The organism is Mycobacterium aquaticum (genome assembly GCF_002086485.1).
GTDB classification, from domain to species: Bacteria; Actinomycetota; Actinomycetes; order Mycobacteriales; family Mycobacteriaceae; genus Mycobacterium; species Mycobacterium aquaticum.
On record NZ_MVHF01000058.1, the window covers coordinates 1 to 14,178 of the forward strand.

Sequence of the window (14,178 nt, forward strand, 5' to 3'; positions counted from 1 at the left end):
GTTGCCCCGCAGACCTATTCGCGGCGCTGTTAGCCTCCAGTGGTCCGCCGTTGTTGCGACGTTGACTAGAACTCACCTTGCCGCGCTCTGGTCAGTATTCAGTTGCCGCCGACAGAAATCCAGGAATTGCTGGACTTCTGCGCCGAACACGGCGTTCAGGCCAATAGGGAAGTGATCGAACCCAACTAAATCAACGAGGCATAAGAGGGGGTGCTGGCCAGCCACGTGCGCTACCGATTTGCCATCAACACCGAGTCGCTGGCCTGATTCAGAGCCCGGCGCGCCAGTGCCACGACGCAGAAATGGTGTCGAGTCCACTGCCGGGCCACGTCACCAGGAGTTTAACGCCACCTTGGCGACCTGGTCGGCGATCGTCCCCCGACAGTGCCGAAGGGCGCGACTGGTAGCCGACTTGTTGGTCGAGCTAGGTCACATGTGGATGGGAGTGGTAGCCGGACCGGCTGAAACGATCACCGGGGTCGGAGCGGTTGGCTGCGTTCCATGATCCGCTGGCAACGCGCGGCATCGCGTTCTGATCGCCGCGTGCCGACGACGTGACGGTTCGCCGGTTTCAACGATCCATTGGCCTCGCTGGTCTCGGTTGACCTGACGTCGTCGCAGTCGATCTATCGGAGCTTGCTCGCCACGCCTCAGTGTGACCTGCTCGCAAAAATCGATCACCCAGCCACAACGCCGAACCGTCGTCTGCAGTCGGTGAAGCTGCGCCGCCCAGAACCCATGGGCCGCCCGCGTCGGGACGGTCCCCTAGTTACCGTCGGCCGATCTTGGCGTAAGTCTCGGGGCACCGGCGCTTCAGCACCCTGGCATATACTGCACCCACCACCAGGCAGCCGTAGAGAATGCCGAACACCACCGCAACGACTCCAGGACCGCCGGTGATCAACAGCGAGATATTGGTAGTCGCCAGCCACAGCACAACTGCGAGACCGACCAGCGCCAGTGCCGGCGCGATCCAACGGCGCCACCCACGGGCAGCGGCACTATTCCGCTTCATGAACACCAGCACCGACAATGCAGTCATGACCAGCAACATGATGAGGGCATAGCTGAGGACACCCGAGAACTGAGCGTAGACCGACGTCGGGTCGGCACCAGACAGAGCCGTCGTCACAAACCCAAGCGCAATCAGGACAGACAGAACGATGGATGCGCGATGCGGGGAACCGTGCCGGGGATGCGGGAAGCCCATACGCTTGGGTGCCACGCCGTCCACCGCGAGATTGAACCCATAGCGCGCGACCACATTGTGGATCGCCAACTGCGCGGCAAAGGCGCTGGTGCAGAGCAATGCAGCGACAAGGTGCACGGTTATGGTCCCCAGGTAGGTTTCGATCGCACCGAGGACTGTACCGGCTGGGTCGGCCGCGGCGTCCGCGAGGATCTTCGCCGGCCCCACCGCCTCGATGAGCACCCAGGCGGTCAGACTGTAACCCACGGCAACCACCGCGGTGAACAGGAACGCTGCGCGCGGAATGGTGCGCTCGGGGTCGCGGACCTCGTCGCGGAAGACGACCGTGACCTCGAAGCCACTGAAGCCGATCACGGCGAACATCAGCGCGACACCGATACTTCCGGAGAGCACGTTCTCCGGAAGGAATGACTCCCCCGACAGCCCGGTCGCGCCACCCTTGGCGATCACCACGGCATCGAAGACCACGATCACGACGCCTTCCAAGGCCATGAGCACAGTGAGTACTCGCGCCCCGACCTGGATATTGAAGTAGCCGAGGATGCCCACCAGGCACTGCGACAGAATTGCCCAGGCCCACCACTGGATGTCCGGCCCACCGAAGACCTCGGTCACGAAGCTGTTGAGCAGCACGCCGACGAACGGATAGAATCCAAGGAGGAATGCGGTATAGCCGACAATCGCCAAGAACGAGGCGCCAAGGCCGAGCTCTTTCCCGAGCCCCTCGGTGACGTACGAGTAGAACCCCCCGGGATTCTTGACGTGCCGTGACATCTTCAGGAACCCGACGCAGAACATAGCAATTAGGGCTCCCGCAGACAGGTACGCGACCGGTGCGCCGAGACCGTTGCCGTACCCGATCACCACCGGTATGAACGCCACTACGCACACCAGCGGGCCCTGAAAGGCAAGCACTCCAAACAGGATGTGGAATGTGCTGAGATTTCCGCGGAGTGCATGCGGGTTCACATCTACATCGGCCGCGGGCCCACCGTTGGCAACAGCACCAGTAAACTCCATCAACTCTCCTTCTGGACTGAACGATCGGCACACGGCTCTCGGGCGGCTATCGCTCATTTTTAGTCCCGCTATGGCCCGATCCGGGTCCCACCGATATGCAATTCGAGCGATCTGCCTGTGCGATTAGGCGGAACGAGTTCCGCTGCCACGATGAACCCCCAGCCATCCGGCACTGAGCGCTTATTATGTCACTACTTGCTGAAATTCTACTTCCACGCGACAATCGTCCAATTGACCCTCGATGCACGGGTTCTAGCCTCGGCACCAACGAACAACTTCTCCCACCCCAGAACATGTCAATGAATCCCGGGAATACGGGCGAGCATCGCGCCATCCACACGAATGACCTCCCCAGTGAGGTACTGGCACTGACCAGAACACAGGAACGCCACCAAGTCAGCTATTTCAGCGGACTCCCCCAGGCGCGGCATGGGAAACATCGAAGCAATTTGGCTATCGGTCATAGCGGCGATCCAGGATTGGCTCATCGGCGTACGTATCAAGCCAGGCGCCAGCGCGTTGACGCGGACATTGTAGGGCGCCCATTCCACGGCCATACTGTGCGTCAACGATATCAATGCCGCTTTGGATGCGTTATATGCCGACGATCTGGGCTCGGCCATCAGCCCGTTGATCGATGAGATGTTGACGATCACACCGGAACCGGCATGGCGGAGATGCGTAAGCGCTGCCTGGCTAACCAACCAACTGCCTCGAACATTGACTTTGAAAGCGTGGTCCCACGTGTCAATGGTCATCTCTTCGAGCGCAGCGTAGTCGTAGATTCCGGCCGCGTTGACCACTGCATCGATCCGTCCGAACCGAGCCACAGTATCTGCCACGATCCGTTCGCAGTCGGCTGGGACGGCGACATCTGCAGAGATCCCGATCAGGTGCTCGCTGACGAGTTGTTGGATCGCCCTCTCGAGCCGAGTCGGGTCGCGACCGGCGATTGCAGCACAGTACCCGTCAGCGAGCAACCGCTCCGCGATGGCAAGGCCCATGCCACTGGTTCCACCAGTAACCAGGGCAACCTTCATCGCATCCACCTCGATTGGCGTCTACGGATAGTGCGGCCCTCGGCCTGATGCCAAGTGGGTCCTGTTGTCATCGATTCAGATTTCCCGCATCAACCCGGTATTCGCCGCCAGTCAAATAACGGGCTTCGTCGGAGGCGAGATACAGAACCATATTGCTGACGTCGATTGCTTCCACCACCTCGACATCGGGCAATGCATTGGCGAAGATCGGCCCAATGTGCGGGTCACCTGCGATGAGCTCTTCGAGGGATGCGCCACCGGCGAGCATGGGCGTACTGACACCGGTCGGATGCACGCAGTTGACCCGGACTCCTTTACTCGCAAGCTCATTGGCTAGCGAGCGCATGACGCCCACCACGCCGTGCTTTGACGCCGCATAGGCCACATGGAAAGGTTGCCCTTTTACCGCCGAGGTGGACCCGGTGATGATGAGCGAACCAGGCTCTGTGCCAATTAAATGAGGAATCGTGGCCTGACACGTATGCCACGTGCCCGTGAGGTTCACCCCGATCAACGTCGTCCACAGTTCCGGTGTTACACCATCCCAGGTTTGGCAGCCCCAGATGCCCGCATTCGCGCAGACGATGTCCAGCTTTCCCATCTGTCCGACCGCTGAGCGAACCGCAACTTTGAGCTGCTCCAAATTCCTGGTGTCGACCCTCTGGGTAATCACCCGGCGCCCGCGCCGTTCGACCAACTGCGCGGTTTCGGCGAGATCCTCCTCGGTCGACATTGGATAGGTCAGAACGTCGTAGTCGGTACACATGTCGAAGGCGATGATGTCCGCGCCTTCTTCGGCCAGTCGCAGTGCCATGCCGCGCCCCATGCCTCGCGCCGCACCGGTGATCAGCGCGACCTTGCCTTCGACTCGCCCCACGAAGATCCTCTCAGCTTCGTCACGGAACTATTCAGCAATGACAATGTTCGGCAATGCCTGGCTACCGCTAGCGTCGTGGCGGATATCGAAATGCCTACGGCAAATGCATCGTTGAGTCTGCCGTCGGCATTTCGGCCCGGCCGCACGGCAACCGAGTTAACCAGCCGTCAGATCAGGGTCACACTCGTGCACTGGCGGCTTGGGACACGAACGAGTCCGCGGCCGCGGCGACGTCCTCCTGGCCTCGTCCGAGATCTTCTGCGGCCTTCAACAGTTCCACAAAGGAATCCAGCATCCGGGGCTGGATACCCTTCTCTCGAATCTGATCGCATGAGAAGCTGAGTCCGCTGGCCATACTGGAGATGTTCGTTTGGTCTCCGACGAAGTTGCCCGAATCTAGTCGAGTAACCAGATCCTGGACTCCGTCGACCAACTTGGCGGCCATCGGCGCCACCAGTTCCCGGATGTTGTCCTTCGTCAGATCGTAAGCGGCGAGAAGGGAAAGACCGTCGAGGAATCCGCCCAGTCCGGAGAAATAGAAGGTCCACAGTGCGAGGTACACCGGCGCTGCGTCTCCCGCCCGGTTGCCAACATGCTTCTGCGCCGGCGCGATTACGCTCAGCAGATCAGCGTGCTGCTGGAACACGGCCGGGTCGCCCGAGTAGAGGATGCGCGTGTCCTCAGCGCCGATTGCCCGAGGAAAACACATGACTCCTCCGGCCAGGAAGGACGCACCGCGTGCCTCGACCCAGTTCGCCTGACGGGTCGCTTCCTCCGAGCTGCCGGTGCACAGCTGAGCAATCACCTTGCCCCTCAGCGCTTCCGCCACACCGTCTTGCTGGAAGATGTCATCAGTTGACTGGTAGTCCCACAGGCAGACCACCGTGATCGGACTGGCGGCGATCGCCTCTGCAGGCGTGGCGGCAACGGTCGCACCGGCTTCGGCGAGTGCCTGCGCCTTGTCCGCCGACCGGTTCCACACGGTGACCGTCTTGCCAGCGGAGGCCAGTGTCCGCGCTACGGCGGCACCGATCGCCCCCAGCCCGAGGACCGTCACGCTGGTGTTCGATTCCGACGATTGTTGCACTTTCGTCATGCGGTTCCTCCACTATCTGTCGTCGCGGGAAGCTGGCGGGCCAACTGCTCCGGGTCCCAATACACCGTCTCGCGCTGCACCAGCCCGTCACGAATTTGATCAACAATGCAGTAACGAATGGTCACCCGAGTACCGCCCGGCTCTGCACCTTCCCCGGTGTATAGCGTGTCAACGTCTATCTCGGCAGCGACGAATTCGCCCTCGCAGAATAGGCTCACATACTCGTACTTGATGTCGTTGAGATCGTTCAGGAATCCGCTGAGGTACTCGCGGAACTTATCACGCCCGACCCGCGGTTCAGATTCGACGATATCCCTAAACACGCAGCCTGGGGAGATCAGTGTGCTGAATAGATCGAGGTCCCGTTCAGTCACGACTGCGGAGATCTGGGCCTTGAAAGTTTCAATCACTGACTGGTCAGCCATCCTCGCCTCTCCTATTTGCGGTAGCGATCTTGGTTCCGTTTTTCAGTTGTCACCATTCAGCGCTAATTCCCATCACGTATACATGCAATTGCCCTGCACCAATCGACGACTACGGCCGGAATCCCCCGTATCAGCTAGCCAACGCTGCTCGCGTGGCCTGACCGCTTCACGGTACCATACTAAGCGCTTACTCACAAGATGAAGCACGACCGCCAGGTCGCCTCCCCAAATGGGGTTGATCTACCGAACTGGGCGGCAAAGCGAGTGCAGCCTTGTCCTCGGTGAGTGCGTGGAGCGGTAGTTCCCGTCGGGCGCGATCGGATGTCGTTTGTTTGCGCGTATCCGTGTGGACACCCGCCCCCGAGTGTCCGTGGCCATGAAAAAGTACCCACTGGTGGCCAAGTCGAGGTATCCGATTTTGGCCACGTAAAAGTGGCCATCCCGTGTTCGTCATGTCGATCAGGAACTGCGGGCCCCGATGGTGACGGTGAAGGCGCCAACCAATTGCCATCACCACCGGGGAGTTCCATTGAAGTCTGCGAGGGACCGTATGGACATCATTTCTGCCTATCGCCAGCTCGGGTCCTACCGAGCCGCCGCCGAGGCGTGCGGCACCACCCACCGCACTGTCAAGAAGGTCGTGGACAGGTTCGAGGCCGATCAGGCCGGCGTGCCGCCGCGACCGCGGACCGAACGGGCACACAACTACGATGCGGTGGCCGATCTGGTCGCCGAGCGTGTAGATAAATCGAAGGGTCGCATCTCGGCCAAGCGGCTACTGCCGATCGCGAGGGCCGCTGGTTACGAGGGGTCCGCGCGTAACTTCCGCCGCCTGGTAGCCGATGCGAAAGCGTTGTGGCGCAGCGCTAATCATCGAGGCCGGCGCCCGGCGGTATGGGAGCCGGGTGAGTATCTGGTGATCGACTGGGCCCAGGTCGCGCCGGGGCTGTTCCTGTTCTGTGCGGTGCTGGCGTTCTCGCGGTGGCGGTTCGTGTGTTTCGCCACCGATCAGCGGGCGTCCACCACGTTGGCTTTGATCGCCGAAGCGCTGGCGGCGATCGGCGGGGTGCCTGCGCGGGTGCTGGCCGCGACCGGATGGCCTGCCTCAAGGGCGGCGTGGTGGCCAACGTCGTCGTCCCCACCCCGGACTACGTCCGGTTGGCGGGTCACTACGGGTTCGCCCCCGATTTCTGTCACGCCGGCGACCCGCAGTCCAAGGGCATCGTGGAGAACCTGTGCGGGTACGCCCAGGACGATCTGGCCGTGCCCTTGTTGACCGAGGGCGCTGTCACCGGGAGGCCGATTACTCTGCGCGTGATGCGAACGCCGCGGCGCGGGTGTGGTGCGCCGAAGTGAACGCCGCAACCCATTCGGAGATCTGCGCGATCCCCGACGAACGGTTGATCGTCGAACGTGAACTGCTGCAACCACTCCCATCACTGCGGCTGCAGATCGGGGCACCGTCGGTGCTGCGCAAGGTCGACCGCTTGTCCTGTATCCGGTACGGGTCGGCCCGCTACTCGGTGCCGATGAGGTTGATCGGCACCACGGTGGCCGTGGTGCTCGACCACGGCGCGATCGTCCTGCTGGAGCCGGCGACCGGGGTGATCGTGGCCGAACACGAACTCGTCGCACCCGGCGGCACCTCGATCCTCGATGACCACTACGACGGACCACGGCCAGCTCCCATCCGCGGCCCTCGCCCGAAGACCACGGTGGAAAAGCAGTTCTGCGACCTCGGTGCCGATGCTCAGGCGTTCCTGGTGGGTGCCGCGGCGATCGGCAACACCCGGCTGGCCTCGGAGTTGGAGATCCTGCTCGCAGTGGGTGCCGCCCACGGCACCGACGCCCTGATTTCGGCGCTGCACCGGGCCGTGGCGTTTCGCCGGTTCCGGGCCGCCGACGTGCGTTCCATCCTGGCCGCCGGGACCCGAGCACCCCAGCCCCGCCCCGCCGGAGACGCGCTCATCCTGGACCTGCCCGTCGCCCCGACCCGGTCCCTGGACGCCTACAAGATCACACCAGCGGTGACCGACGGCGAGGTGATCCCGTGACCAAGACCCAACCCATAACAGACACCGAACCCGTTGCACCGAAATCAATTCCACCGTTGGCTGCCGATCTCGACGCGGGGCTGCGGCGGTTGAAACTGGCCGCGGTGCGGCGCACCGCACCAGAGGTGCTGATCACCGCCAAGACCCAACGCTGGACACCCGAGGAGGTCCTGCGCACCCTGGTCGAGACCGAACTGGCGGCCCGTGACGCCTCCAACGTGGTCAACCGTCTCAAGGCCGCGGCGTTTCCCGTTCCCAAGTCCCTCGAGTCCTTCGATGTGGCCGCCTCGTCGATCCAGGCTAAGACCTTCGACTACCTGTCGAGTCTGGAATGGATTCGGGCACAACAGAACCTGGCGATTATAGGCCCAGCCGGCACCGGCAAGTCCCACACCCTGATCGGGTTGGGGACTGCGGCGATCCACGCCGGGCTCAAGGTGCGCTACTACACCGCTGCCGACCTCGTCGAAACCCTCTACCGCAGCCTGGCCGACAACACCGTCGGCAAGATCATCGAATCACTCCTACGAGTCGATCTGATCATCCTCGATGAACTGGCTTCGCCCCGCTCGACGACACCGGCACCCAACTGCTGTTCCGACTCGTCGCCGGCGCCTACGAACGCCGCTCCCTGGCCATCGGGTCACACTGGCCCTTTGAACAGTGGGGCCGATTCCTGCCCGAACAGACCACCGCCGTCAGCATCCTCGACCGGCTGCTGCACCACGCCACCGTCATCCTCACCAACGGTGACTCCTACCGCATGAAAGACGCCAAACACCGAAAGGAGCAGCCCACACCAACTTAGGAACTACCGCACGGGGTGGATACTTTCATCTGGCCACCAGCGGATACTTCAACCTGGCCATTGACACCGAGTCGGCTCCACCACTCCCTCGCTCCTTTTCGTTCGATTCTGTTGGCTTCGTTGGTTGGCCCCGAAGCGGTCTCGCAACTTGACACCTAACGTCTGGTTCAGCGGCATTGGGGTGCTCACACCTCAAACTCGCCTGCCACCACGCATTGCCCAACTGTTTGTTTCGGCGGCCGTGGGCTTCGTCTGCGGGCGGGACCGAACATCCCGGGCCTCCCCCATGGTGGTCGGCGCCAGCGCGAGCGGCCGCCCAGCTTAAAGGGCCCGCTAGACGATTGTGATCAGCCCCGGGACTGCCCCGACTTCAGTCGACTCGCGGGGTGTGATTTCAGGTCGCCGGTTGCGACTGGTGTGTGGAGCTGTTCGAACTCTACCGGGATGAGCTTGCCGAGAGCGCCGGGCCCATCGGTCCATGACGACCTCGTCGAGCGTCTGTTCAGCGCTGAGGCTGCCAACCAGGTATGGCTGACCGACATCACCGAGCACCGCACCGGTGAGGGCAAAGCTCTACCTGTGCGCCATCAAGGACGTGTTCTCCAATCGAATTGTGGGCTATTCGATCGACTCATGGATGAAGTCCTCACTGGCGGTGGCGGCCCTGGATTATGCCGTGGCATTGTGCTCTCCGGTCGCAACGATTGTCCATTCCGACAGGGGCAGTCAGGTCAGGTCACGAAAGTTCGTTCAAGCGCTGTCGCGCAACGGGTTACATGGATCGATGGGTCGTGTCGGCGCGTGCGGGGACAACGCCGCCATGGAGTCGTTCTTCGCCCTCTACAACGCAACGTACTCGACCGACGATGCTGGGCTACCCGAGCCGAACTGCGTCTGGCGATCGTGTCGTGGATCGAGCGCACCTACCACCGGCGCCGCCCGCAATGATCGACGGTTCAGTCCACGATTCTTGGCGAAGATCGACCAGATGCGCTCCTGGGAGCACTCCCGCGCAACGCGGTTCTCGCCTGCGGTGATCCCGCGACCGAGCAACTCATCGGCGATGAACCGGTACCCGAAAGCGGGATCATCAGCATGGATGTCACGCGCGGCGTTGATCGAGTGCGCATATCCCAACCCCCGTGTGACACGGGCGCTTTACGCCACTTGTAGAACGCCTGAGCGGAGAACCCCAGGACCCGGCAGGTCACCGTGACGGGCACACCGTCGTCGGCAAGGTCGAGAACCAGCGGGTACGTCATTTTGGGTTGGCACCCCGGGACAGGTAGCACGCTGTGCGACGCATCACCTCGGCATCCTGCTCGATCGCTTGTGCACTTCCCGCAGCTCAGACCCGGGCTTATCGACACCGTCCTCACGATCAGCGATCTAGAACCAGCGATGCGAGCAGGCCTCCGAGATCCCGAAGTCCTTCGCGACCTGACGCAACCGCGCCTCACCCTTGCGGGCCACAGCGATCACGTCAGCACGGAACTCGGCGGGAAACGGTTTCGACACGAGATTGATCCTTCCAGCAAGGACGAATCTTCAAAGGTCAGGAGTCAACCAAACCGGGGGCCGGTCCCGTTCTTTCGCACGAAGTCCTGTTGGCGAATTCAAGCTGCATTTCGGCGCGTGGGATGGGTACGACCTGGAGCACGTCGCGTGACGGGCCGCTCCCCTCCTCCCCAGAGGATGCGCAGAGGGCGCCCCGCACGCTCATTCGTTCCCTGCCACCAGTTGATTCGGGACGGCTGCCGACCCAATGCCGGCCCGAGGGTCTGCTCCGGCAACCTGGGAAAACTTTCTGGTGGCCACGTACAGGCCCAAACGTCGCGGTGGGTGATAGCTGATGCCCGGCGAGCTGTTCGGCGCGGCTGAGGGCATGCCAGGACCCTTTCCGTGCTTTACAGGAGGCTGGAGGAGTGCCCGTTCCTGACAAAAGGCCTGGTGGGAGTGGGCGGTGCCGTCCAGAGTGCTGGCCACTCCCCTAGCCCAGCAGACGGTCTGCACAACGCGTTGTTGTGCAGAGTCGCCCGTTTTGGCGAAGGCGGCGGTTCGAATCTCGGATCACATTTCGTGTCGGTCGGCTCGGCGCACAAACCATGATATGGCTGCACTGATGTCCACCCGGATGTGTAGCTGGACTGCGCGCCATGTAGGCACACGGGCGTGATGAACAACATGGATCCGGACCGGCTGTCGCATTGCGCGTTCACTGCGATGCGCGACGTGATGCCGTGTCAGGCACGCAGCGGACGAGCGCACATCGCATGCCATCAGCAGCCGAACCGCGTCGCCTGCCCGTCCTCTTATTGCGCCGAATACCGCTGTGCAGGTGCCAGACAGTATCTGCGGCGTGGTCGGGTCAACTATCAATTGTGGGATTCTCTGGCAAGTCTGAATACGGATGGGAATGGACATCGCTAGATGGGTGACGAGCAGTGCGTTCCTAACGGCGCAGACCGGCGTTGCAACACACGCGACACGCCGAATTGTAAAAGGTATCTTCCCGAATACCCGCCACGCTGTTGCAGCAACGACTGCATCCAATGCGCGATGACAAATCTGATAGCTGTTATCCATCGCGACACCCTGTGCCAGGCGTCGCCAAACATGGAGAAAGGTGGGCAACCGACCGATGCGCCCGGTATCCCCGAAGGTATGTGGCCATACCCGAGAGCGGGTATGAGTGCTGGTATCTGGTCAGGTATTGAGTCAGGTATGTATCTGAATATCGTTCCGGGTTGCACACGTGGCGTGACATGGGGATTTGCCAATGATTTTGGATCAGGCACTGCATCGAACTGAGCGCTGCGTGCGCCTGGGAGTGGACACAGAGGCTCGTGGCGTGGCATGGATGCGAGGCCTTCGACGGATACGCACCCGGGTCGGCGTCGTCATGTGGGCTGCGATGGGTGCCCGTACATGCCTGGTCATGTCGGGCCTCACGTGGCTGGCCGTCATGTTTGCTGCAGTGCGACGTGGGCAAGGCAACAGTCGAGTACTGATTGGCGGTCTGGTCCGATGTCATGCACTGAGGCACGCGTGGCGTCGCCCGGTGTGTCGCGTTTGTGGCCTTAGACTTTGTGAACCATGAGCGTGAATGGTGTGCAGCACCTTCGGTGGTGCGGTTCAGCAGGCGCGCGGAACTCCCGATATTCGCAGAGTGAGGCGCCCACATGACTAGCAGCGTAGCCCCTTGGGATGATTCTGGGACCGTAGAACCCGCGGTCAATTGGAGCAGGCTAGGCAACGTTTATCTGTTCGCGAACGGCAAGGGTGGGGTAGGCAAAACGACATGCTCGACGCACGGCGCGGCGCTTCTGGCCTCTGACGGCGCTCGGGTTCTCCTGGTCGATCTCAATGGACAGGGCAATGTCGCGACCATGTTGGGCTTCGCCAATACTGAGGCTGACGACAAGGGCAGAAATCTCTACAGTGCTATCACTGCTGGCGCTGCGCTGAGCCCGGTGCGCGATGTTCGGCCTGGGCTGGACGTGGTTCCTGGCGGGCCTTATGTCCGGCGCATCGCGCCAGTCATGGCCGCCGAGATGGGCAACACGCAGTCAGCCAAGCAAGTGTTGATGTCACTGGCCATGGCCCTTCAGGAGATCAGTCATCGGTACGGGGTTATATTCATCGACTCGCCGCCGGAGAACCAGCTGTTGCTACAGGCAGCTCTATGTGCGGCACGCTTCGTGGTAATCCCGATGAAGACCGATGACCTGTCGAGAATTGGATTGCGGGAGGTAGCCGGTGACTTGCGGGCGATGCGGGAGCTCAACCCGTACGTGATGTTGTTGGGCTGCTGCGTGTTCGCGTCAGGGATCTCGTCGAAGAAGATCCGCGAAGAACACGGTAAGAATGTCGCGGCGGACCTGGGGCAGAACGAGGATGTGATGCTCAAAGCATTCATTCGTCATTCGGAAGCTGTCGGCCGGGACGTGCCGAAGTTTGGTCGACTGGCACACGAACTCGAGTTGGAAGTCGCGAACAATCCGTCGAGGTCGGCTATCCGGAGAGGGAAGGCCGACGCCAATGCCGTCGTGAGTAAGACGTCTGTCGGAGTGGCCGAGGACTTTGCAGAGTTGACGGGCGAGATTCTCAGACGCGGGTCGCAGATCCGCGCCGAAATGATCCAAGAAGGAGTTTGGCCATGAGTAAGTTGACCCGGCAGGAGCTTCCTGCGGAGGACCTCGGCGACATCACGAAACCGAAGAGCCGCGGTGCCGGTTTGGCTGATCTTGTCGGAGACTTTGCGGCCCCTCCGCTGGCGCCTGTGCCGGACCGTCGGGAGCGCAGTGAGCCGGTTCCTGAAGTAGATCCGGAACCGGTCTTGCCGCCGCCTGCAGCAGTGGCGCCGGTTCGGGTGCCACCTCAAGCTCCGACCACACGTAAGCCTGGCCGGCCCCGGACGCGGACGAAGCCGGCCTCAGCTGTGTACGTGACGGCCGGTGTTAAGAAGCGGTTCGAGAAGTACCGGCATGACAACAAATCGACCAATTTGCAGGTGGTCTTGGAGGCGATCAGTGCCATGCACAAGGCCGACAAGCTCGATCAGATCATTAGGGAGTCGCGCTACAGTACTGCTCCGGTGAACGAATTGTTCCCGGCTGATCCGTCGGCGGTGCGTTATCTGGGCGGGGGGAGTTCACAGATCTCGTTCAGCCCTACGCCGGAGCAGGAAGCGGTGATCGACCAGATCGGCAAAGGTTTGGGGTTCGATACGCGCTCGACGTGGATTGCCCCGGTCCTCAACGCGTTCTTGCCGGGCAAGAAAGACGCGAAAGCTCAGTGAGCCCAGGGGGATCCGGCCCGCCTACCCTTTGGGCTGCGGGCTGGATCCGGTCGCCCATGGGTGTTTGAGGTTGTCGACGGATCTGGATCAGGCGTCGTATCTACCGGATGAGCTTTGCGTCCGGGCCGATCAACCCTGTACGGCGTGCGGGTTGACGTCGACGGCCAGGGCTTGGCCGAGCAATTCGATGGCGGCGTCCCAGATTGTGTGTGGGTTTCGGCGGTAGTAGACGCGGCCCATCCCGTCTTGTCGGGTGATCAGGCCGGCAGTGGTGAGGTCTTTGAGTGGCTGCTGGATGGCGCTTTGTGCGGCGAATCCGAGTTCCATCGCGAGGTCGCTGGGGTTGACCAGGCCGTCGCTCTGGGCGATGGCGGCCATGACGGCGAGGCGATGTTTCTGGCCGAACACCACCCGGGAGAGTTCTTGGACTCTCTCGGACTGGGCGTACGACGACACGCCTGACATGCTATTACAGGATTTCTGTTACAGATTACTTGTTACTGATATTCTGTTACACAGATCGTGTAATACCTGTTCAGAGCGGGTATTACGCAGAGTATCGCGACTTTGAACGGGGAGTGCGCATATGCCGGACACACCGGGCGTCGCCAAGGCGCCGCGTCGCCGGAGGAACTGGCGACACAACGAGACTCGTGCCAGCGAGAAAACGGTGGCGAAGCGGGTCAGCGCACTCGATCACCAGGCGCTCACAAAGTTCGCAGAAGCCCAGGGCGTCAAGGTCTCTGTGCTGCTCGAACCGTTCGTCACGGAGCTGATCAAGCAGGCTCACGAGTATTGCGAGAAGAACGGCGAAGCCTTGGAGACGGCCAAGGCGTCCTGAAAGACG

Annotated in this window: 9 protein-coding genes and 5 pseudogenes; 7 read left to right on the plus strand and 7 right to left on the minus strand. The window is 61.8% G+C overall.

The window, feature by feature from the left end:
• Window positions 1-114: 114 nt before the first annotated feature.
• Window positions 115-204: pseudogene (locus BST13_RS40005) on the plus strand (hypothetical protein); the annotation flags it as partial.
• Between the two features lie 565 nt (window positions 205-769).
• On the opposite strand, the gene BST13_RS34300 reads toward BST13_RS40005, so the two are convergent.
• The 5 genes from BST13_RS34300 to BST13_RS34320 all read right to left on the minus strand — a co-directional run bounded on the left by BST13_RS34300 (window position 770) and on the right by BST13_RS34320 (window position 5,668).
• On the minus strand, window positions 770-2,263 hold the full coding sequence (locus BST13_RS34300; protein ID WP_158087250.1) for an APC family permease: 1,494 nt from the start codon (window positions 2,261-2,263) through the stop codon (window positions 770-772).
• A 263-nt stretch (window positions 2,264-2,526) separates the two neighbouring features.
• Entirely contained in the window at window positions 2,527-3,270 is a 744-nt protein-coding gene (locus BST13_RS34305) for an SDR family NAD(P)-dependent oxidoreductase (RefSeq protein ID WP_142282914.1), read from the minus strand.
• 67 nt (window positions 3,271-3,337) lie between these two features.
• Entirely contained in the window at window positions 3,338-4,153 is an 816-nt protein-coding gene (locus tag BST13_RS34310; RefSeq protein WP_211296257.1) for a mycofactocin-coupled SDR family oxidoreductase, read from the minus strand.
• 172 nt (window positions 4,154-4,325) lie between these two features.
• Window positions 4,326-5,243: an NAD(P)-dependent oxidoreductase gene (locus BST13_RS34315; protein ID WP_083170166.1), complete on the minus strand. Its 918-nt coding sequence runs from the start codon at window positions 5,241-5,243 to the stop codon at window positions 4,326-4,328.
• A complete protein-coding gene (locus BST13_RS34320) occupies window positions 5,240-5,668 on the minus strand; it encodes a nuclear transport factor 2 family protein (protein ID WP_083170167.1) in 429 nt (142 codons plus the stop codon). Before BST13_RS34320 ends, BST13_RS34315 begins: the two co-directional genes overlap by 4 nt.
• A gap of 529 nt (window positions 5,669-6,197) precedes the next feature.
• Here BST13_RS34320 and istA point away from each other — a divergent pair.
• The 3 pseudogenes from istA to BST13_RS34335 all read left to right on the plus strand — a co-directional run.
• A pseudogene (gene istA / locus BST13_RS34325) lies at window positions 6,198-7,722 on the plus strand (IS21 family transposase).
• A pseudogene (istB, locus tag BST13_RS34330) lies at window positions 7,719-8,530 on the plus strand (IS21-like element helper ATPase IstB). The pseudogenes istA and istB overlap by 4 nt, the downstream one beginning before the upstream one ends.
• A 465-nt stretch (window positions 8,531-8,995) precedes the next feature.
• Window positions 8,996-9,475, plus strand: a pseudogene (locus tag BST13_RS34335) (IS3 family transposase); the annotation flags it as partial.
• Here BST13_RS34335 and BST13_RS39555 read toward each other — a convergent pair.
• Window positions 9,466-10,048: pseudogene (locus tag BST13_RS39555) on the minus strand (IS3 family transposase); the annotation flags it as partial. The pseudogenes BST13_RS34335 and BST13_RS39555 overlap by 10 nt on opposite strands.
• Window positions 10,049-11,712: 1,664 nt before the next feature.
• Here BST13_RS39555 and BST13_RS34345 point away from each other — a divergent pair.
• Window positions 11,713-12,693 (plus strand): ParA family protein, encoded by a 981-nt coding sequence (locus tag BST13_RS34345; protein ID WP_083170168.1) that lies wholly within the window; start codon window positions 11,713-11,715, stop codon window positions 12,691-12,693.
• Window positions 12,690-13,331 carry a hypothetical protein gene (locus BST13_RS34350; RefSeq protein ID WP_083170169.1) on the plus strand — a complete coding sequence of 214 codons (642 nt, stop codon included), beginning with the start codon at window positions 12,690-12,692 and terminating at the stop codon, window positions 13,329-13,331. Before BST13_RS34345 ends, BST13_RS34350 begins: the two co-directional genes overlap by 4 nt.
• 129 nt (window positions 13,332-13,460) lie before the next feature.
• Here BST13_RS34350 and BST13_RS34355 read toward each other — a convergent pair whose 3' ends face one another.
• Window positions 13,461-13,787, minus strand: coding sequence for an ArsR/SmtB family transcription factor (locus BST13_RS34355; RefSeq protein WP_425437091.1), 327 nt, complete (start codon window positions 13,785-13,787; stop codon window positions 13,461-13,463).
• A gap of 130 nt (window positions 13,788-13,917) precedes the next feature.
• Here BST13_RS34355 and BST13_RS34360 point away from each other — a divergent pair, with 130 nt between their 5' ends.
• Window positions 13,918-14,172 carry a hypothetical protein gene (locus tag BST13_RS34360; protein ID WP_083170170.1) on the plus strand — a complete coding sequence of 85 codons (255 nt, stop codon included), beginning with the start codon at window positions 13,918-13,920 and terminating at the stop codon, window positions 14,170-14,172.
• Window positions 14,173-14,178 lie beyond the last annotated feature (6 nt).